At 44.3% G+C, this 18,730-nt stretch carries 18 protein-coding genes and 1 rRNA gene; 9 read left to right on the top strand and 10 right to left on the bottom strand.

Going from position 1 to position 18,730, the window contains the following annotated elements; translation table 11 throughout:
• The first annotated feature begins 19 nt into the window (after positions 1 to 19).
• Positions 20 to 1,807 (top strand): acyl-CoA dehydrogenase, encoded by a 1,788-nt coding sequence (locus FTU54_RS06860; protein ID WP_168400113.1) that lies wholly within the window; start codon positions 20 to 22, stop codon positions 1,805 to 1,807.
• Positions 1,808 to 1,913: 106 nt separating this feature from the next.
• Here the strand turns inward: FTU54_RS06860 and FTU54_RS06855 are convergent, their stop codons facing one another.
• The 5 genes from FTU54_RS06855 to FTU54_RS06835 form a co-directional block, all read right to left on the bottom strand.
• A complete protein-coding gene (locus tag FTU54_RS06855) occupies positions 1,914 to 2,405 on the bottom strand; it encodes a hypothetical protein (RefSeq protein ID WP_104471392.1) in 492 nt (163 codons plus the stop codon).
• 2,138 nt (positions 2,406 to 4,543) lie between these two features.
• On the bottom strand, positions 4,544 to 6,904 hold the full coding sequence (locus FTU54_RS06850) for a TonB-dependent receptor (protein ID WP_168400111.1): 2,361 nt from the start codon (positions 6,902 to 6,904) through the stop codon (positions 4,544 to 4,546).
• 224 nt (positions 6,905 to 7,128) lie between these two features.
• A complete protein-coding gene (locus tag FTU54_RS06845) occupies positions 7,129 to 7,581 on the bottom strand; it encodes a DUF2147 domain-containing protein (protein WP_016658057.1) in 453 nt (150 codons plus the stop codon).
• A 419-nt stretch (positions 7,582 to 8,000) separates the two neighbouring features.
• Entirely contained in the window at positions 8,001 to 9,395 is a 1,395-nt protein-coding gene (fumC, locus tag FTU54_RS06840) for a class II fumarate hydratase (protein ID WP_016658056.1), read from the bottom strand.
• Between the two features lie 135 nt (positions 9,396 to 9,530).
• A complete protein-coding gene (locus tag FTU54_RS06835) occupies positions 9,531 to 10,538 on the bottom strand; it encodes an SDR family NAD(P)-dependent oxidoreductase (protein WP_075167041.1) in 1,008 nt (335 codons plus the stop codon).
• 71 nt (positions 10,539 to 10,609) lie between these two features.
• Here FTU54_RS06835 and tusD point away from each other — a divergent pair, with 71 nt between their 5' ends.
• The 4 genes from tusD to FTU54_RS06815 are packed head-to-tail and all read left to right on the top strand — an operon-like array spanning position 10,610 to position 12,004.
• Complete coding sequence (gene tusD / locus FTU54_RS06830) at positions 10,610 to 10,978, top strand: sulfurtransferase complex subunit TusD (protein WP_168400109.1); 369 nt, start codon at positions 10,610 to 10,612, stop codon at positions 10,976 to 10,978.
• Between the two features lie 43 nt (positions 10,979 to 11,021).
• Positions 11,022 to 11,372 (top strand): hypothetical protein, encoded by a 351-nt coding sequence (locus FTU54_RS06825; protein WP_005178260.1) that lies wholly within the window; start codon positions 11,022 to 11,024, stop codon positions 11,370 to 11,372.
• 17 nt (positions 11,373 to 11,389) lie between these two features.
• The gene (locus tag FTU54_RS06820; RefSeq protein WP_016658053.1) at positions 11,390 to 11,674 is read left to right on the top strand and encodes a DsrH/TusB family sulfur metabolism protein; all 285 of its coding nucleotides are present in this window, start codon (positions 11,390 to 11,392) and stop codon (positions 11,672 to 11,674) included.
• Positions 11,675 to 11,692: 18 nt separating this feature from the next.
• Complete coding sequence (locus FTU54_RS06815; protein ID WP_005178263.1) at positions 11,693 to 12,004, top strand: TusE/DsrC/DsvC family sulfur relay protein; 312 nt, start codon at positions 11,693 to 11,695, stop codon at positions 12,002 to 12,004.
• 79 nt (positions 12,005 to 12,083) lie between these two features.
• Here FTU54_RS06815 and FTU54_RS06810 read toward each other — a convergent pair whose 3' ends face one another.
• Positions 12,084 to 12,983, bottom strand: coding sequence for a LysR family transcriptional regulator (locus tag FTU54_RS06810; RefSeq protein ID WP_168400108.1), 900 nt, complete (start codon positions 12,981 to 12,983; stop codon positions 12,084 to 12,086).
• Between the two features lie 101 nt (positions 12,984 to 13,084).
• Between FTU54_RS06810 and FTU54_RS06805 the strand changes: the two genes are divergently transcribed.
• Both FTU54_RS06805 and FTU54_RS06800 read left to right on the top strand, forming a co-directional pair.
• Positions 13,085 to 13,498 (top strand): CidA/LrgA family protein, encoded by a 414-nt coding sequence (locus tag FTU54_RS06805; RefSeq protein WP_005178267.1) that lies wholly within the window; start codon positions 13,085 to 13,087, stop codon positions 13,496 to 13,498.
• Between the two features lies 1 nt (position 13,499).
• The gene (locus FTU54_RS06800) at positions 13,500 to 14,192 is read left to right on the top strand and encodes an LrgB family protein (protein WP_005178270.1); all 693 of its coding nucleotides are present in this window, start codon (positions 13,500 to 13,502) and stop codon (positions 14,190 to 14,192) included.
• Between the two features lie 33 nt (positions 14,193 to 14,225).
• Here FTU54_RS06800 and ybaK read toward each other — a convergent pair whose 3' ends face one another.
• Together ybaK and FTU54_RS06790 are read right to left on the bottom strand one after the other, a co-directional pair.
• The gene (gene ybaK / locus FTU54_RS06795) at positions 14,226 to 14,696 is read right to left on the bottom strand and encodes a Cys-tRNA(Pro) deacylase (RefSeq protein WP_005178272.1); all 471 of its coding nucleotides are present in this window, start codon (positions 14,694 to 14,696) and stop codon (positions 14,226 to 14,228) included.
• A 75-nt stretch (positions 14,697 to 14,771) separates the two neighbouring features.
• Positions 14,772 to 16,397 (bottom strand): Na/Pi cotransporter family protein, encoded by a 1,626-nt coding sequence (locus tag FTU54_RS06790; RefSeq protein WP_075175343.1) that lies wholly within the window; start codon positions 16,395 to 16,397, stop codon positions 14,772 to 14,774.
• A gap of 312 nt (positions 16,398 to 16,709) precedes the next feature.
• On the opposite strand from FTU54_RS06790, the gene FTU54_RS06785 reads away from it, so the two are divergent.
• Both FTU54_RS06785 and FTU54_RS06780 read left to right on the top strand, forming a co-directional pair.
• Entirely contained in the window at positions 16,710 to 17,252 is a 543-nt protein-coding gene (locus FTU54_RS06785; protein ID WP_005178276.1) for a lytic transglycosylase domain-containing protein, read from the top strand.
• Between the two features lie 149 nt (positions 17,253 to 17,401).
• Positions 17,402 to 17,950, top strand: coding sequence for a type 1 glutamine amidotransferase domain-containing protein (locus FTU54_RS06780; protein ID WP_104471402.1), 549 nt, complete (start codon positions 17,402 to 17,404; stop codon positions 17,948 to 17,950).
• 69 nt (positions 17,951 to 18,019) lie between these two features.
• On the opposite strand, the gene FTU54_RS06775 is transcribed toward FTU54_RS06780, so the two are convergent.
• Positions 18,020 to 18,343 (bottom strand): ankyrin repeat domain-containing protein, encoded by a 324-nt coding sequence (locus FTU54_RS06775; protein ID WP_005178280.1) that lies wholly within the window; start codon positions 18,341 to 18,343, stop codon positions 18,020 to 18,022.
• Between the two features lie 265 nt (positions 18,344 to 18,608).
• Positions 18,609 to 18,723: ribosomal RNA gene (gene rrf / locus FTU54_RS06770) — 5S ribosomal RNA — on the bottom strand.
• Positions 18,724 to 18,730 lie beyond the last annotated feature (7 nt).

Raw genomic sequence — 18,730 nt, 5'->3', positions numbered from 1 at the left:
AAACAGGTAACGGCATCCCATGACCGCACTCATCAATCAAAAAGATCTGGATTTTTTACTCTATCAGGTATTTTCAGCCGAACAGCTGACCCAGCTGGAACGTTATCAGGAACATGACAAAGCCACCTTCGACAGTATTTTAGATACGGCGCGCGGCATTGCAGCAGACTATTTTGCCCCGCACAATGCCAAAGGCGATGCGCAAGAACCGCATTTTGATGGTACACAGGTACATACCATTGCCGAAGTGAAACAGGCCTGGCAACAGTTTGCCCAGGCCGGTCTGTTATGTGCCCAGCATGATTATGATCAGGGCGGTATGCAGCTTCCCACACTGATTAATATGGCTGCCAATGCCTATTTTATGTCGGCCAATCCTGCCACCGTGGCTTATTCATTTTTAACCGCCGCCGCAGCGAATCTGATTCAGGCCTTCGGTACCGAGCAGCAGAAACAGACCTTTGTCCCGTCGATGTTCAATGGCCGCTTTTCCGGCACCATGGCCATGACCGAGCCGAATGTCGGTTCCTCTCTGGGTGATCTGACCACCAAAGCCATTCCACAAGCTGATGGCAGCTACAAAATTAAAGGCCAGAAAATGTTTATTTCTGGGGGTGATCAGGACATTACTGAAAATATTGTGCATCTGGTGCTGGCGCGGATTCAGGATGCGCCACAAGGTGTCAAAGGCATTTCCCTGTTTATTGTGCCGAAATTCCTGACCAATGAAGATGGCACGCTGGGTGAACGCAATGATGTCAAACTGGCGGGCCTGTTACATAAAATGGGCTATCGCGGGACAACATCGACTGTGCTGAATTTTGGTGAAAATAACCAATGCTTAGGCTATTTGATTGGTGAAGCTGGTCAGGGCCTGAAATATATGTTCAAAATGATGAACGAGGCGCGTGTCGGTGTTGGGCTGGGCGCCGCGATGATCGGTTATCGCGGTTATTTGGAATCGCTGGAATATGCCAGAAACCGTCCGCAAGGCCGACTGGCCAGTGAAAAAAATAGCGACAGCAAACCGGTCAATATTATTGAACATAGCGATGTGAAACGGATGTTGTTAGCGCAAAAGGCCTATGTAGAAGGAGCTTTGGCATTGTGCCTGTTTGCCGCGCGACTGATTGATGAACATCAGGCGGGTGGCTCGGAAGATAGCGCCATTCTGCTCGACCTGATCACGCCTGTGGTCAAATCCTTCCCGTCTGCCTATGGTCCGAAAGCCAATGATCTGGCAATTCAGGTACTTGGCGGTGCCGGCTATACCCGTGATTATCCGGTAGAACAGTATTATCGGGATAACCGCTTAAATCCGATTCATGAAGGTACTTTTGGTATTCAGTCACTGGATTTACTCGGGCGTAAATTATGGCAGCACAATGGCAAAGGCTTAAATCTGCTAATGCAACGCATCAACACCACGCTGGAACAGATTCAGCATCCAGCCATTCTGGATCTGTCTAGCAAATTCTGCAAACATCTGGCTACGGTACAAAGCACCACACAAAAACTGGGACAGGCGCTTATGCAAGGTCAAACCAATGAGGCTTTGGCCAATTCTGCACTGTATTTAGATATGATGGCTAAAGTGATTATTTCCTGGTTATGGCTGGATATGGCCAACAAGGCGCAACAGCAGTTTGGCCAGTCTGAGTTGGCAGAAGATCAGCAATTTTTAGCAGGCAAGTTGCAAGCGGCGCGCTATTTTATTCGCTGGGAATTACCGGAAATTGAACATCAGGCCAAATTACTGAGTGAATTTGATGATACTTGCCTGTCGATGCACAGCGACTGGTTTTAAAACCGGATGATGGAAAGCAGGTTTTAAATATCTACCTTCTAAAGAAAATCCCCATGTAGTTTATTACATGGGGATTTTTTATATACTTCTAGAATGCAGATGCCGTTTAGAATTGTGCATTCAAGACATTGGCCGCCACTTTACCCTGCCACAATTCACGTAGGGTCGGTAAATAGAATTTTTCACCCAGCTCGACCAGTTCTGCATCAATTTGCGCATGAACTTCATGCATAAACAGATAGTCCAGCTCTACCGTCGCCAATTGGCTTTGTGATTTTTTATAGTCCTGACGTTTTTGCTGTGCTTGCTTCACCAAACGGTCTGCAAAAGCGCGATCTTTATATTTCGCAATAGCATTTAAACGCAGCTCAATCAGGCCCCAACCACTGAGCAGCAATTTAAACAATTCCAGATCTGCCGTGGTTGATTCCCAGGTCATGTCTTCCAGGTTTTCATTTTCAGGCAGCACCGGCAGCAGCAACTCCATCACACTTGGGAAAATTTTCTTAAAATTTAAAATAAATTTAACAGGATGCTCACCCGGATAATCGGTAAATTGCACCTTTTTCTGAACATCCGTTAAATAGATATCAAGCATTGAAAATTTTCCTAGATAGATTGCTGTTTTACAAAGCTTTATTTCTTAGCTTGTAAAACTGTAATAAAAAACGAATCGCATTTTAGCAATTATGACATCTTATTCAATGTTATTTAAGCCATGTGTCTACATGAGGACGGCTTTAGCTCTAAAATTCTTCAATCTGGAAAGATGGCTTGAAACAACCTGAAGGCTTGTAATTCTTTTTAAGGACTTTGATTCGGGGCTAGTAGATGGTTCTTTTCTTTATTGGGTTCTTGAGTTTGAATCTTATATTAATCAATATCTAGTAGTTCAATAAGCACGAACACTCCATATTAAAATGACACACTGTTTGCCTTCAATGCACTCTCCTCTATTATGCTGAGATATCTCAGACTTAAAAAATAACAATGCTTTTTCTTATTGCGATCCTATTTTTAGTTTTTATTCTCTATTACTACAGGCTTGATCAGGCCAGCTCGATGAGCAGCGAGTTTGTGTTCTACCTTTGCCTTTCATTAATCATCCTCTGCATCGTGAACGCTTGGCGTGTGTTGACTTAAGCATCGAGTAAGCATCAAAAAAACCTTCTCATCTCCCAGCGATCACAACACTGCGTATAGCGTGACCCTCTAGTTACACCTATATTTTTCCTTTCACAAGCGGTTCACAGTACAGGTATATCATCACGGGATTAAAAAAATTAACGTGAGATGTATCGTGAAATACGGAATTTTAATTGTTCTACTGTTAAGCTGTTTAGTCAGCAGTGGCCTGAGTTTCTGGGTTGGATTCAAGGCAAATGATTCATTATTATTGATCATTGGCGGACTGCTCATTTTTGCCTCAATCTTGATTGCCCTTGAAATTAAAAAAGTCAAAAAAGATCCGTTCTAAGCCAAGCCGGCAATTTTTCTATGCTCTATGGATGCGGGTATAGCGCCTATTCACGCTCTTTTAGACAATCCTGACAACGCCGAATTTCTTCATCATCACCCGTGTATTCGACTTCAGTTGCGCCATGAAAGCTAAACAGACAAAGAAGGAACTGGATCATAATATTCTGCTCTTAATAATCTGCCTCCTGTTCTGGAGGACGGAGATGGGAGAAAATCAGAAGCTAGCCCTGATACAAATTTTATATAAATAGAAATTTTAAAATTTGTCATAATATGACACTCATAAAAATTAATATTCAATTAAATTATCCTATTTCGATAACCTAAATAAAAAATACCCACTAAACCCAAAAGTTCTGAATAACGACTTTATGGATACTTTCATCGAAATCCAGATTAGACAGACTTAAGTTTTTGTTCTTCATATTGATATAACAATAACTTGCTGCAAGTCCTACACCAATCAAAGCTAATAGTTTCATTGCTCACCTCACCTATTGGAAGATCTGGATTTAAACTATCATTCAAATTTGTAGCTTTCACATTCAATTTTGATCATTTTTTGTACAGATTGTAATTTCCGGAGCAATGTATAAAGCCATAAAAAAGCCCACCAGTGGGTGAGCTTTTTAGGTCTTGACCAAGAGAAAGAAGCAATAGGGATGAGCGCTGTTAATACTCTTGATCTAAACCATTGCTACACGTTTCATTCCCTTCTTCATCGAGCAGGTAGTCGATTTCAGTCACCTCATGCAGGCCAAATAAAGTGAATAGAAGATGGAGCATAATTTTCTCCTCAAAAAAAATGCCTCCCTAGAGGAGGAGGCAGTAAAAAAAGAAAGAAACTACAGCGATAGATTCTGCTGGAAATTATATATAAATTTATAATTTATATATTTGCATAATATTACATATTTTATGCCAAAAATTAGCCAACCCAAGCCGTTTTAAATGAATTATTAATAGAAAATTATTATAATTTTAAGTTGAATTTCAAAGTTAAGAGGACTTCTTATTCGGTAATCAGCAGAATATCTAGAATCCCTTAATTAACGTAAGTAAATGACTGCCCTTTTTGCCTAGATTCACTATTGGAGCCGGTTTTATACCAGCCATAAAAAGGCTCACCTGTTTCCAGATGAGCCTACCGATGTCGAACAGCGAATGCTCAACCTGAATATCTGATGCATCCATCTCAATACATCAAGCAGCCCACCTACCGATGGATCCGAAGAAAATATTCAGATTATCCCACCCTTAAAGATGCATGGTCACACCCAGCTGAAAAGCGCGGCCCGGTAACGGCGCAATATATTTCAGGGGCGAATTATGTGGACGTGCCTCTTCATCCAGCAGGTTTGATCCATTCATAAACAGGTCAAAACTGGCATTTTTTAAAGTTACTTTTTTACGAATATCCAGATCCATCAGGTTATATGCCGGCAGTGGCACTTCCTCTGAAACATTTTTCCCCAAATATCGCGGTTGATCATAATAAATACTTGCCAGACGCGCTGACCAATCGGCGCGTGTCCATTCAATGTGGGCACCATAACGATTGGTCGGCATATTCGGCAAATACACGCCATCATTACTTAAACGCAAACTTTCCGGATTAGTGGCCTTATTTTTAACCAGATCGGCAAAACCACCGACCTGTACCTCACCAAAATGGTCTAAATCAAAAGTGTAGTTCATATCCACCTCAAAACCATTCACTTTAGTATCGGTTTGCTTCCAGTACTTCAGCGGTAAACGGTTTCTCATGGATGAACCGGAATGCGACAAATAAAAATAATCTTCAAAATCCATTTGATATAAAGCTACAGCGATATTCGCAGCATCCCAGTTCACATGCGTGATTAATTCCAGCCCCTGCATTTTTTCTTTGTTCAATGCCTGATTGCCTTCCTCCTGCGTCATAACCGAATAATGCGGATTGCTGGCATACAGTTCATTAATTTCAGGAGCCCGTTCTGACTTGGAATATTGCAGTCTAAAGTCCAGATAATCAGTCGCTTTAAAATTCGAACCGACATAAAAACTATTTAGAGCAAAAGATTTATTTTGTAGGGTGCTATTGGCCGCATTACGCGCCAGTTTAAAACTCTGATCCTGAATCTCATGCTGAACGTTCTCATGGCGATAACCGGCATCCACTGAAAACCGCTCCCAATCCAATTTTTCCTGGATAAATACCGCCTGAGTCGTGGTTTTGACATTAGGGAGATAGCGCTGTGTTCCTGAACCCTTAACATCACGCACATTCAAAGCAGTGCCAATTTCGCCACTCAAATTTTTATAGGGCATCTGCTTTAGTACCAGTTCGGCAGCATGGCTATTAAATTGATATTCATTGGCTTTGCTTGCACCAATATATTCACCCGAGCGATTGGATAATTTTGATGCCTGAATTTGGAGATGATCAAGTACAGGCAGTGGGTCTCTGAGTAACGCATCAACCGCAAAACGGTTCTGTTTAATCTGCACCGTAACCGGCAAACTATCTTCATAAGCACTCTGGAAAGATTTATTCTCCATTGAGAAACCCGGCACACCATAATCACTGGTTTTATAATCGGCACTAATTCCAATATAGCCATTGTCTAAAAAGTAAGTACTCCCGATTGCCATATTTTCATTTCTGGCATAGCTATTGCCCAGTTTTTTCTGATAATTGGGCGTAACATCCTGATTGGTTCGGCTTTCCACATATTTTGGCGTATTGGGCACATAATCCGGGTTGGGATCATTGACAAATTCCCGGTAGGCACCATTCACATAGCGGGTTAAAACCGCTTGATCAGTATATTTGGCCGACTCCAAGCCATCATAATAATCATAAAAATGCTGAGGATTCTGGGCGATATCTTCTAAAACATGCTTATTTAAATATTGATGATGTGCCTTATTAAAGACCTGTTCAATTCTGGCATCGCGCTGGCAGGCGCTTGCCAAAGCAGAATCAATCCCACCTCGCTCCGAGATAATCGCTGTATCACAGACGGCTGCTTTGCTCTTTCCGGGAATTTTATAAGATGAAATCTGTTGGGTAGAAAACTGGATATTGGTGCTCAGATTTTCCTGATTATTGACATTAATGCGAATACCATGCCCGCTAAAATCGTTAAAGCCCTTTTTATACACCACATCGACATTGGCGCTTTTCTCTTCCAGCATTTTTGAAATGATGCCCGAATCTATATCCACATAACCACCAATCGCCTGTCCGCCATAACGTACAGTATTGGTCCCTTTATGTACGGTCACGCTTTTAGTAAATAGTGGATCAAATGGAATATTAATATCACCGCTGATAGCATTCATTCCATTGATCGCCTGACCATTCTCCAGAATCCCGACCCGATGACCACTCAAACTGCGTATCACTGGTGCCCCCGAATTGGGACCGAATGCGCTACTTTGCACGCCAGACATATGCTTAACAGCATCGCCCAAGGTATTGGCTGTTTCAATGCGTTCTTTAGGCGCAATGTTCAGGTTCTTGTCAGTATCATCCCCCTGAAAAATAAGTGGTTCCAGAATTGTAATCGGCTCTTCAGCCTGTGCCTGTTGCATCGCCAATAAAATTAAAGTCATGAGTGTGCTGTATTTCATGCGAGCCCCCTTTTAAAAAAAGTGTTATGTTATAACATAACTTTATATCTATTTAAAAAATTATTCTGGTTTTTCTGGCAGATCGAGAAAATGCAGCAACTCAATTGAGAGGAAGAAAAATGGGGGAATTGAAATATTTTGAATTCTTAGATTCTTAAAAAAAGAAAAAACCATCTAACACGAAGTTAAATGGTTTTTAGAATCAGCTCAACAGCCAAAGCTCATTAGAGCTTTTTCCAGGTCATGGCACTGGTTGTATTGCTCTGTTGCGCTTTACCAAATACTTTCATCTGGTCTTTGCCATCATTCAATTGCGCTTCAATGGTATAGGTCCGGCCATCCTGGGTATTCAGCCATTGACCTTGCTTAAACTGCTTATGGTTGCCGGTCATGCCTTTCAGCACTTCCATACCAAAAATCGGCTGGTTCTTTAAAGCCCCTTCACATTTGCCACAAACGTCCGGATTCACCGCTCCCGCTGTCGGATAATTTTTGCTCACCACGGCGCTATACTGCTGTGTTTTGGAGTTTTTACGAATCACAATTTCCGACACATAATACCCGGTTCGATCATCAATCACTTTCCATGTCCCGATTAAAGGATCAAACGGCATTGCCACTACAGTTTTGGTTAAACCCGCCAATAGAGCCGCAGCCCCCAATAATTTAAAATTCATAAGCAAAAAGAGTTTCAAAAGAGTCAATAAAGAAATGAGATACGCTTCCCAGCGGCCTGAATTATATTCATTTTCCTAAACTAAATCATAATAATTTCATAAATTTTAAATATCTATGTGGTATTTAGAGCCAAGTTTTGCTAGATACTTCACATTTCTTTTCCAGAATTTTACCAATTCTTTTTATTGTCACATTCAGGGCTTATGATGCAGTCAAGGTCATTAAAAACGAGAAGATGGCCTGTAATAACTAAGTAGCGCAAACTAACCCAGCATATAGCAATCCATATGTTGGGTTTTCTTTTATAGGTACTTTGCACTTTCATGCACAGGTTCTGATGGAAAAATAGTTGTGATGAAGCAAAATTTTTTAGCCCACCGGGATGGCTGCTCATATTCCATCCCGGTAGATGCAGCACTTATTTCGCATTCGGTGAAACCATATTTTCTGGTCGTACCACGTCATCAAACTGTTCAGCAGTGACCAGATTCAGCTCCACCGCCACCTGTTTTAAGGTTTTCCCTTCTTTATAGGCCGTTTTCGCGACTTTGGCAGCATTTTCATAACCAATTACCGGATTCAGTGCTGTCACCAACATCAGCGAGTTATGCAGGAAATGATCAATCTTGTCACGGTTCGGTTCAATTCCGACAGCGCAGTGATCGTTAAAGCTGTTGCAGGCATCTCCCAATAACTGAATCGACTGTAACAGGTTATAGGCAATCACTGGCATAAATACGTTTAGCTCGAAATTCCCTGAAGCCCCAGCCACATTAATTGTCGTATCATTACCCAGCACTTGCGCCACCACCATGGTCATGGCTTCACTCTGGGTCGGATTGACCTTGCCCGGCATAATGCTTGAACCCGGTTCATTTTCCGGAATGCGGATTTCACCAAAACCACAGCGCGGCCCACTGGCCAGCCAGCGTATGTCATTGGCAATTTTATTTAAGCTCACGGCCAGAGTTTTTAAGGCACCGGAAGCAAATACTGCAGCATCACGTCCAGCCAGAGCTTCAAACTTGTTCGGCGCAGTAACGAAAGCCAAACCGGTCAGGCTGGCCAGTTGCTGTGCGGCTTTTTCCGCATAGTCCGGATGGGCATTTAAACCGGTACCGACAGCGGTACCACCCAACGGCAGTTCATATAAACCGTCCAGGGCCTGATGCAAACGTTTCAAACCATGATCGAGCTGCGAGACATAGCCGCTAAATTCCTGCCCTAGGGTTAAAGGCGTTGCGTCCTGTAAATGGGTACGGCCAATTTTCACAATATCGGCAAAGGCATCGCTTTTGGCCTGCAAGGTATCTCTTAAACGGGTCACTGCCGGAATTAAGAGTTCATTGATCTGTAAACTGGCAGCGACATGAATCGCGGTTGGAAAAGAATCGTTGGTTGATTGGGCGCGGTTCACATGGTCATTCGGATGGACCGGCTTTTGCGCGCCCAGCGGATTTCCAAGTTTCTGGTTGGCAATATTGGCAATCACTTCATTACAGTTCATATTACTTTGCGTGCCCGAACCGGTCTGCCACACCACCAGCGGAAACTGGCTATCCCATTTGCCTTCAATCACTTCTTCAGCTGCATCAACAATATAGTGCGACAGCTCTTGAGGAATCTGGTTCAGTTCTGCATTGGTCATGGCCGCGGCTTTTTTCACTAAGCCCATGGCGCGAATCATGGGACGAGGTAAACGTTCCTGCCCGATTTTAAAATTCTGTAAGCTGCGCTGAGTCTGTGCACCCCACATGGCCTCACTCGGGACTTCAACTTCTCCCATGGTGTCGTGTTCGATACGTGTTTGCATACTCAACCTCTATCTATTCTTGCTGTTCTCAATGCTGTTATAACGCTGCCCTGAGGCAGCGGCTATGGCGAATATAGTCATCTTAGGTCAGGCGGATAAAATTATAAATGATAATTATTATCATATTTAGATATATCATTGCCCGCGTAAGGTATGCTGATAAAAGCGCCATTCATCTTCTAGCATCTGCTGAATCGAGCGTTTCGGTTGCCAGCCTAGTACCTCTTTGGCTTTACTAATATCGGCCGCGACCTGATCCAGTTCAGCATAGGGATATACATCAGCATCGACCGTTTTAATTTCGGTACCGGTGACGCTCGAAATTTCATTTAACAGCTGCTGGATGGAAATCGCCTCGCCGGCAATATTAAAGGCTTCACAAACATGCTGTTGCTGGAATAGCCATTGCAGGGTTAAAGACACCGCTTCACAACAATCCAGTACATGCAGGAAACTACGTTCAACAGTCTTGTCTTCAGTTTGGGCCTGTTTACGCAGCTCGATAAATTCGCGTTGCCGCGCCCCGACCTGCATCGCCAGGGGTACAATATTTTTTGGCAGTGGCGGTACCATTTCACCCAGTACCCCATGTTCAAAGGCACCGGCAATATTACCCAAACGCAATAAGGCAATTTTCCATTCATTGTCAGTTTTAAAGGTATCCTGAATAATTTCCTCAGCCATCTGCTGAGATTTGATATACGGATTCGGATAGGCATACTGAAATGGCAGATCTTCTTTCAGTTGCAGGCTGGATTGACCATACACGGTTAAGCTGGATAAATGCGCCAGCACACGTACCCCGGTACGCTGCATGGCACGCAGCAAACTCATGATACAGCTGACATTATCATTATAATATTCAAGCGGTTTCAGGACCGATTCTTCCAGCGATTTAAAGCTGGCCGTATGCACCACTGCATCGACCGAATACTGTTCAAAGACTTTATTTAAGGCCGGGGTGTTACGAATATCAATTTTGGCAAAAGGCACATACATGCCCGAAATATATTCAAGTCGTTCTAAGGTTTGTAAATTGGCATTGGATAAATTGTCGACAATAATGACTTCTTGCCCTTGAGCCATCAGACTTAATGCAATATGCGAGCCTATAAAGCCTAAACCACCAGTCACTAAAATCATTGTATACTACCTTTTTCTTATGAAGTCTGAATGCCCCCTGTGTTGCGGGAACATTTCATTAGTGAATTTTGATGAGTACCTTATTACTAATTACCTCCGCGCCAACCTCAATTCATGCCTGGCATGCGTTGGGTCTGGCTCAAGCCTTGCAGAGCAAGAATGAAGATTTCCGGGTGTTCTTCTATCAGGACGCTGTTATGGTCGCTAACGATTTACAATGGCTACCCGATGATCAGCGACAGTTAAAATCGGAATGGCAAAAACTGTCGATTCGTTTGCCGGTTTGTGTCAGTGCGGCACTGTTACGCGGGATTACCGATCAGGACAATGCCAAACGTCATCAACTTCATCAACACAATTTAGCCGTGGGCTTTGAATTGGTTGGTCTGGGCGAACTTGCCGATGCAGTGCAATCTGCAGATCGCCTTCTTCAATTCTAAGTGGTTCTATTTGAGAATTTGTTGCATTTAAAAGGTAAATTGTGTGAAAACTGTACTCGTCATTTTAAGCCAGGCCAATTTAAGCAGCCAGCAGGTACATGAAAGCCTGTCTGCGACTATGGTACTGGCCACTTTTGGCTGTGAAGTCAAAGTGTTATTACAGGATGCTGCCCTAAGTCTGCTCAAAAGCGATTTGGCTTTTGACCAGCTCAAACACGCCTTCAAGCTGGCCTCGAATATGGTCGAAAGTTTTGAGTTTTATGATTTAAGCCCGATTCTGGTAGAACACCAGCATCAACATTCAGCTTATGTCAGCCAGTCGCAGCAGGAAATCGAGTTTATTGAACTGAATGCGGACTTTATCCAGCGTTTTGACCACGTGCTGTACTGGTAAGCCGGAAGGAATCTGTTATGTCACAAAATACTTTATATCTGCTGCAATCCGGCTTCCATACTACCCCGGCCATGCTGGACAAAGTTTCACGTCTGTATAGTGAAGGCGATGCAGTGGTGCTGATGGGTGATGCAGTATTGGCCATTGATCACCCATTTTGTCAGCAATGCGGCACCCTGTTTGCACTGGAGCATGATCTAGAGCTGCTGGTCCAGCCATTGCCTGCCCATCTGCACAGTTTAAACTATGCTACCTTTGCCGAGCTGTGTCTGGCTTATAGCCGTTGTATCTCTTTAAAATAAACAAGCTTTGAGTGTGTTATGAATCTTGAACTGGACCAAGATGGTCATTTGGTCGATTACACCATCTGGAATGAAACTGTAGCGCAAGAGCTGGCCAAAAGCCTGGAGCTGGAACTGGAAGATTGGCATTTTGAAATTTTGCAGGCTGTGCGCCAGTTTTATCAGCAGTTTGGTCATTCTCCGGCGACTCGCCCGTTAATCAAGTTTCTGATGAAAACGGTCAGCCCTGAGATTAACAATGCCCTCTTGCAAGAGCGTTTTAACACCGGACTGGTGGCGCGGCACTTAAGTCGTCTGGCCGGTATTCCCAAACCGGCGAATTGCCTGTAATTGGAGGAAGATTCATCTGTTCAGAGGTTTAGCGCTGTAGATGAATCTGATTTCACACGATAATCCTTTAATTCTTACTTTAGAAATGAATCTGATCAGGATGCGTTTCAATAATTCTTAACCAGGCCCGGGTGGCCGGACTCATGGCGACTGTCGTATTCCAGGCCATTCGCAAGGTCCAGTTCAGCTCAGGCTGGCACAAACGGCTGATCTGATAACGCTCGGCAGGCAACTGCTCACAATAAACCTGAGGCAGCAGTGCAATTCCCACGCCGGAATCCACCATTTTGGCAATAAAATCCCACTGGCTGCTTTTACAGACAATTTTCGGTTCAAAACCCAGCTGCTGTGCGGCCTGTAAAATCATCTGGTTTAAAGTAAAGCTGTCGGCAAACAGTAAAAAAGACTCATCTTTCAGTTCCAGCAACGATACCGTTTCACGTCCCTGCCATGCAGAATTCCGGGCAGATAACAAACACAGTGGCGAATCCATAATTGGAATTCCGCCCAATACCGGTTTTAAATGGCCGAGTACAATCCCGACATCAATCTGTTTATCCAGAATAGCAGCTTCAATCCCGCTGGCGCCTACCTCTAAAAAGCTCAGTTCAATAGCCGGATACTGCTGATGAAACTTGGCAATTAACCGGCTTAATAGCACCGAACCCAAGGGCGGCAAACCCAGCGTCAATTTACCGCGTTCCAGTGCACGAACTTCCGCCACCGAATCATAAATCGCCTGCTCCAGTTGCAGCATTTGTAGCGCATGCTGATAAATCTGCTCGCCCAGGTAAGTCAATTGCACTTCACGTTTACGCCCAGCTTCACCTTTATGAAACAGCGCAGTGCCCAACTCATCTTCCAGCCCCCGAATGGCCTTGCTAATTGTGGGCTGGGTCAGGCACAAAGCATCTGCAGTCCGGGTAAAACTTTGCAATTGCACCAGCTTGACCAGTATTTTCAGGCTTTTTAAATCCACCATCATTCCCAATAGGCATAATTATTTTTTCATTATTCATAATCATCTTGGTAGGTCAAATCTAAAATACAGTCGTGTTTAACCTTTAGGGTAATTCAGCGATGTGGTCACTTTCCCGTGTTGCCGTCCTCAGCATACAAATTGCGCTGCTAATCCTGATCTGGTGGCTCGGTGCGCTGATCCAACAGATATTCCAGCTGCCGGTTTCAGCGGGTGTGATTGGCCTGATCCTGTTACTGCTGGCGCTGTTAAGTGGCATATTTCAACTGCAATGGATCAAGCAAGGCGCCGATTTTATGCTGGCCGAGCTGATGCTGCTGTTTATTCCCTGTGTGGTCGGCATTATCAATGATCTCGACTTACTGCTGAGCCAAGGCTGGCAACTGCTACTCTCGATTACGCTCGGCACCTGTGCGGTAATGGTCGCCACAGCCTATAGTGTGTGCTGGGGTTTTAAACTGGAACAGCGGCTCAGGAAAAATACCAACAACACCGCATATGTGTCAGGAGATTAAGATGAACCTGATCGCAAGCCTGTGCTTCATCTTCACCCTGCTGGGCTATATCGCAGCCAAACAGCTGTATCGTCGTTATCCGGTGCTGCTGTTTTTACCCTCCATTCTAGTTCCGGCTGGATTAATCTGCATGCTGCTCTATTTCGGGATTTCCTATGACAGCTATATGCAGTACAGTCACTGGATTGTCTGGATGCTCGGGCCAGCCACGGTGGCTTTTGCCATTCCGATTTATGAATATCGCGCGCTGATTCAACGCCATCTGCTGGCCATCAGCATGGGTATTGTGATCGGTATGTGTGTCGGCATTATCAGTGCTTTTTATCTGGCGCAGCTGTTTCAGCTGAATCAGGAAACCACATATAGCCTGATGGCGCGCTCTATCTCTACACCCTTTGCGATGGAGTTAAGTACACAGGTGGGCGGCTCGGTTGAACTGGTAATCCTGTTCACCATGATGACCGGCTTTGCCGGCGGTTTTATGGCAGATGCCGTCTTACTCGCACTCAAACTGAATTCACATTTTGCTCAAGGTGCAGCCTTAGGTAATGCCGCGCATGGTTTTGGTACTTCTAAAGCCTTTATGCGCCATCGTGAAGAAGGTGTGGCCGCCTGCTTAAGTATGGTACTGGCTGGCATATTTATGGTGATTTTTGGACCTGCCCTGATTCATGGCGTGGTCCGGTTTTTATAACTGAATCCGCTGCTAAAATAAAATCAGTGCAGATTAAGACTCATCCACCACATCGGCAAACTGGGCATTTAACACCCGGGCCAGATCATCCGGCTTTAAACCAATGTCCAGTCCACGTTTGCCACCACTGACATAGATTTTTGCCAGACTTTGCGCACTCTGATCAATCACGGTTTTTAAACGTTTCTTCTGCCCAATCGGGCTAATTCCGCCAACCAGATAACCGGTTAAACGTTCGGCATCTTTAGGCTCTGCCATATGCAGTTTTTTACAGCCCACCGCGGTAGCAACTTTCTTTAAATTTAGCTGCACATGCACCGGCAAAATCGCCACATAATACTGTTTATCATCAGTTACCAATAAAGTCTTAAATACTTCAGCCAGGGCTAAACCCAGCTTTTCCGCTGCTTCCAGCCCAAAACTTTTGGCGTTCGGATCATGCTCATATTCATGAATACTATAGTCAATTTTATTGGATTTTAAAATTTTACAGGCCGGTGTCATTTTAGTTGCCCAGTGATAAACATCCTCGCAGTATAAAAGCTTCTGCTGCAGAAGTTAATCACTGTATAGCTTAGGCTATTGAGTGGCAGCATAATATTTCCGCTTTTCCACATCATCCAGCATACTCTCGGTTTCCTGCAAGACATTGGCCAAACGCTGGGTATGCGCAATCAAACGGTCCAGCCAGCGCTGTGCGGCCAGTAATTCCAGACTGCGCGCGGCACTCAGATGTTGCACCGTGGCATATTCAATCACTTTTTCACGCGCTTCGGCACGCTGCTCTTCCACCCATTGTTTCAGGTTTAACAGCTCACGATTTAAAGATGCCACTTCGGTCAGGCGGTTAAACTCATCGACATACTGAAAGTGATTGTCCAGCACATGAATATAATCCAGCCCCATCTGATAAATAGTTGGCTGGGTGCGGATATGCTCGGCATGTTCTACTGCTTCCAGATCACTGCGCAGCACACGTAAATACACCATCAGGCGCAGCATCGCCATTAAACGCTGCTGATCCAACTCATTTTCACTAACCGATAAATCTTCCAGATACTGCTGCACCCGTTTTAAGATTTCATCCAGCTGCTGTAATTCACTATTGGAAGGCAAACGACCTTCCTGAATCGCACGTTTCAGTAAAATCAGGATATGCCCAATCGACCAATAAATCACTTTAGAAGCAGCATTAATCGCTAAAGCCGGCACCGAAAAACTGGCCTGATCCAGATAACATAAAATTGAAGGGGTACGATCTGGAATTAAACCTACAATCAACTGTTCAAACTGTTTTAAAAAGGGCAATAAAAATAAGGTTCCCAGCACACTAAAAGCGGTATGAAACGCGGCAACAATAATCACATCATCCCAAGTGCCGACCTGTGAATGTTCCGCCAGCCACAAAAAAGCCGGTTTCAACAAGATAAAAGCCAACACGGCCGAAATCACGTTAAACACCACATGCACGGCCGCGGTACGTTTGGCATTGGCGGTTGAGCCCATGGCCGCCAGAATCGCGGTCGCCACCGTACCAATATTTTGTCCAATCACCAGACCTAAGGCTTGGGACAAATCAATCGCACCACTGGCCAAAGCCGCCAAGGTTGCAGTAATGGCTGCACTGGAAGATTGCAGCAGCACGGTCATCACCAGCCCGACCAGCACTAAAATCAGCTGTGTGGTAAAAGAATTATTGGAGAAAACCGATAAATCAACCCGCTCGGCAAAACCGGACATTGCCACCTGCAGCAAGTCAATCCCAAAGAAAATCAGGCCGAAACCAGCAATGGTTAAACCGAATAAAGACAGTCGCCCACGGCTGAATAATTTAAAGATGGCCCCTAAACCAATGAGTGGCAAGGCAATATGGGCAATGGAAAATTTAACCCCGAGAAAAGCCACCATCCAGCCGGTGCTGGTGGTGCCAATATTGGCGCCAATAATCACACCAATGGCCTGACTAAAAGTCAGAATACCGGCACTAACGAAGCCAATGGTGGCCAATGTGGTTGCCGTTGAGGATTGCACAGCCAAAGTCAGACCGATGCCAGAAAAAATAGCTTTAATCGGTGAACCGGTAAATTTAGACAGCCATAAACGCAATGACTCCCCGGCCATCTCTTTCAGACTGTCTGTCATTAAGGTCATTCCGATCAGGAATAAACCGATCCCGCCACACAACTGTGCAATCACTTCTAGCATGTAACTACCCAATAAATATTTTTATTTTCAACCATCTAAGTATATAAGAGATTATGCGATGAAATCCGCTTTATACCCTAAAAGTTGCATAGTGACCTAAACGTGAACAGCACAATAAGTAGAAAGATGATCTTCCAATTCACTCTAACAATATTTCAAACACGTAGTATTGGAGCGAAAACTTAACAAAACAGCGGCGGTTCCAGGCCGCCGTTGGCTTGACGGATATCGCCCAGCTCACTAACATCCTTAAACATATTCGCGAGCACTGGCTAATCTGGTGCAGCATCACTGCTTTTTTCTGATTTTAAAATGAAACTGACCATCCCATTATTATTGAAAACCTCTTTTATTGGCCTCAGTGCTCTTAGCCTGATTGCCTGCTCACCTTTAGGAGGCGGCTCCGTTGCCAAACGTTCCGCTAAACTTTCAGTCGGTATCCAAAAAGCCTATTCGGTTGCACCTGACACCGCTAACCGTGTTGCGCCGATGATTGTGCAACATGCAGAACGTTATGAAATTGATCCACTGTTACTGGCCGCGCTGATTCGCCAGGAATCCAGCTATCGCAGTCATGTGGTATCACCGGCTGGTGCGGTGGGCTTAACCCAAGTCATTCCGCGTTACTGGCAGCAAAGCTGTGGCAGTAATTTGTTTGATGAATCTTCCAATATTCAATGCGGCTCTTACATTTTAAATCGCTATAACACGAAAGCCGGCAGCTGGCCCAAAGCCCTAGCCTATTATAATGTTGGCCCTACCGGTTATCATTCCAGCTGGAAGATGAAACGCCAAGGCAAACGTTATGCCAAACAGGTTAAACAGCACCAAAATGATTTAAAAGGCGCACTATAAACCTTTTTATCCTGTGATTTTTTAAAAGCTCCTGATGGGGCTTTTTTACATCATTGCCAAGCAATTACATATTCCCGTCAAAACCAGTACAGTGCCTTGAGCCTCAGTTGTTAACGTAGCAAAAGAATTCACGAAACGAGGATGGGAAAATGCCAAAGAAAGTATTATTCATTACGTCCAATCAGGGTGTGGAGCAAGATGAGCTGATCAAACCCTTTGAATATTTGAAATCTAAAGGCATTGAAGCCATACATGCAGCAGAAGAACAAAAAGAAGTTCAAACGGTCAAGGCTGATAAAGAACCGGGCTTAAGCACCGAACCGGAAACAACGCTAGATAAGGTCAATCCGGAAGATTATGATGCACTGGTCATTCCCGGTGGAACGGTCAATGCCGATACGCTGCGGATCAACCCCGAAGCGCATAAAATCATCCAGCACTTTACCGATCAAGGTAAACTGATTGCCGCAATCTGTCATGGTCCGTGGGTTTTAATTAATGCCGAACGGATTCGCGATAAAAACCTGACGTCTTATAAAACCATCAAGCTGGATCTGGAAAATGCCGGCGCGAAATGGGTCGATGAAGAAGTCCATCGCTGCAATACCGGTGGATGGGTATTGATCAGCTCACGTAATCCGGATGATATTCCTGCATTTAACCAGGCGATTGTGCAAGAATTGGAAGCTGAAACCTAAAGATTTTTAATCGCCTCCATAAAAGAAACCTCATCTTCGGATGAGGTTTCTTTTATCAGAATCGGGAAATTAAGCAAGCCCTTTGAGCTGCTTTAAATAGGCCACCACTTCCTCATTACCTGCCATTTCAGCAAGTTCCAGCGCTGTATGTGGACTACGATGCTCCATATCCGCCCCTTTGCTCATCAGCAATTTCACCACATCCAGATGATCATTTTCTGCCGCAGCCTGCAAGGCACTATAGCCTTCCTCATCACTACCATTGGCATCGGCACCTTGCTGTAAGGCTTGCTGTACCTGCTCTAGCTCACCGAGTGACGCCCAATATACAATTTCAGGAAGATGTAGCTCATCATCATCTTCAGGGATCGGAGAGAATGAATTCAGTTTCATAAAGTGCTCTTAGAATCGTAATTTGATCATATTGATCTTAAGATTTTAGCTGAATCTGGGGATATATATGGATTTAAATTGTTAGCTTTAATTTTTAGATAAAAATTGGGTTCTATGCGCTGGCTGATGAGGCATTTATTTAAATAGAAGCAGGAAGGAACAGCAAAAAATCAAAAGCGACCTTAAACAAGATGAGGAAGCCCAGATAAATTTTACCCATAAAAAAATCCCCCTGCTGTTTAAGCTCGGGGGATTTTGAATAATGAGCTGGCGATGACTTACTCTCACATGGGTAACCCCACACTACCATCAGCGCTAAGAGGTTTCACTTCTGAGTTCGGGAAGGGATCAGGTGGTTCACTCTTGCTATTGTCGCCAGCACAACTG

This window comes from Acinetobacter sp. YH12116 (genome assembly GCF_013418895.1).
Classification (GTDB): domain Bacteria; phylum Pseudomonadota; class Gammaproteobacteria; order Pseudomonadales; family Moraxellaceae; genus Acinetobacter; species Acinetobacter indicus.
This window is presented reverse-complemented; position numbering and strand designations above follow the sequence as displayed.

Excerpts from the sequence above, each read along its gene's own strand:
- FTU54_RS06860 (WP_168400113.1), top strand. The coding sequence starts at position 20 with ATGACCGCACTCATCAATCAAAAAGATCTGGATTTTTTACTCTATCAG.
- FTU54_RS06855 (WP_104471392.1), bottom strand. The coding sequence starts at position 2,405 with ATGCTTGATATCTATTTAACGGATGTTCAGAAAAAGGTGCAATTTACC.
- FTU54_RS06850 (WP_168400111.1), bottom strand. The coding sequence starts at position 6,904 with ATGAAATACAGCACACTCATGACTTTAATTTTATTGGCGATGCAACAG.
- FTU54_RS06845 (WP_016658057.1), bottom strand. The coding sequence starts at position 7,581 with ATGAATTTTAAATTATTGGGGGCTGCGGCTCTATTGGCGGGTTTAACC.
- fumC (WP_016658056.1), bottom strand. The coding sequence starts at position 9,395 with ATGCAAACACGTATCGAACACGACACCATGGGAGAAGTTGAAGTCCCG.
- FTU54_RS06835 (WP_075167041.1), bottom strand. The coding sequence starts at position 10,538 with ATGATTTTAGTGACTGGTGGTTTAGGCTTTATAGGCTCGCATATTGCA.
- tusD (WP_168400109.1), top strand. The coding sequence starts at position 10,610 with ATGAGTACCTTATTACTAATTACCTCCGCGCCAACCTCAATTCATGCC.
- FTU54_RS06820 (WP_016658053.1), top strand. The coding sequence starts at position 11,390 with ATGTCACAAAATACTTTATATCTGCTGCAATCCGGCTTCCATACTACC.
- FTU54_RS06815 (WP_005178263.1), top strand. The coding sequence starts at position 11,693 with ATGAATCTTGAACTGGACCAAGATGGTCATTTGGTCGATTACACCATC.
- FTU54_RS06805 (WP_005178267.1), top strand. The coding sequence starts at position 13,085 with ATGTGGTCACTTTCCCGTGTTGCCGTCCTCAGCATACAAATTGCGCTG.
- FTU54_RS06800 (WP_005178270.1), top strand. The coding sequence starts at position 13,500 with ATGAACCTGATCGCAAGCCTGTGCTTCATCTTCACCCTGCTGGGCTAT.
- ybaK (WP_005178272.1), bottom strand. The coding sequence starts at position 14,696 with ATGACACCGGCCTGTAAAATTTTAAAATCCAATAAAATTGACTATAGT.
- FTU54_RS06790 (WP_075175343.1), bottom strand. The coding sequence starts at position 16,397 with ATGCTAGAAGTGATTGCACAGTTGTGTGGCGGGATCGGTTTATTCCTG.
- FTU54_RS06785 (WP_005178276.1), top strand. The coding sequence starts at position 16,710 with ATGAAACTGACCATCCCATTATTATTGAAAACCTCTTTTATTGGCCTC.
- FTU54_RS06780 (WP_104471402.1), top strand. The coding sequence starts at position 17,402 with ATGCCAAAGAAAGTATTATTCATTACGTCCAATCAGGGTGTGGAGCAA.
- FTU54_RS06775 (WP_005178280.1), bottom strand. The coding sequence starts at position 18,343 with ATGAAACTGAATTCATTCTCTCCGATCCCTGAAGATGATGATGAGCTA.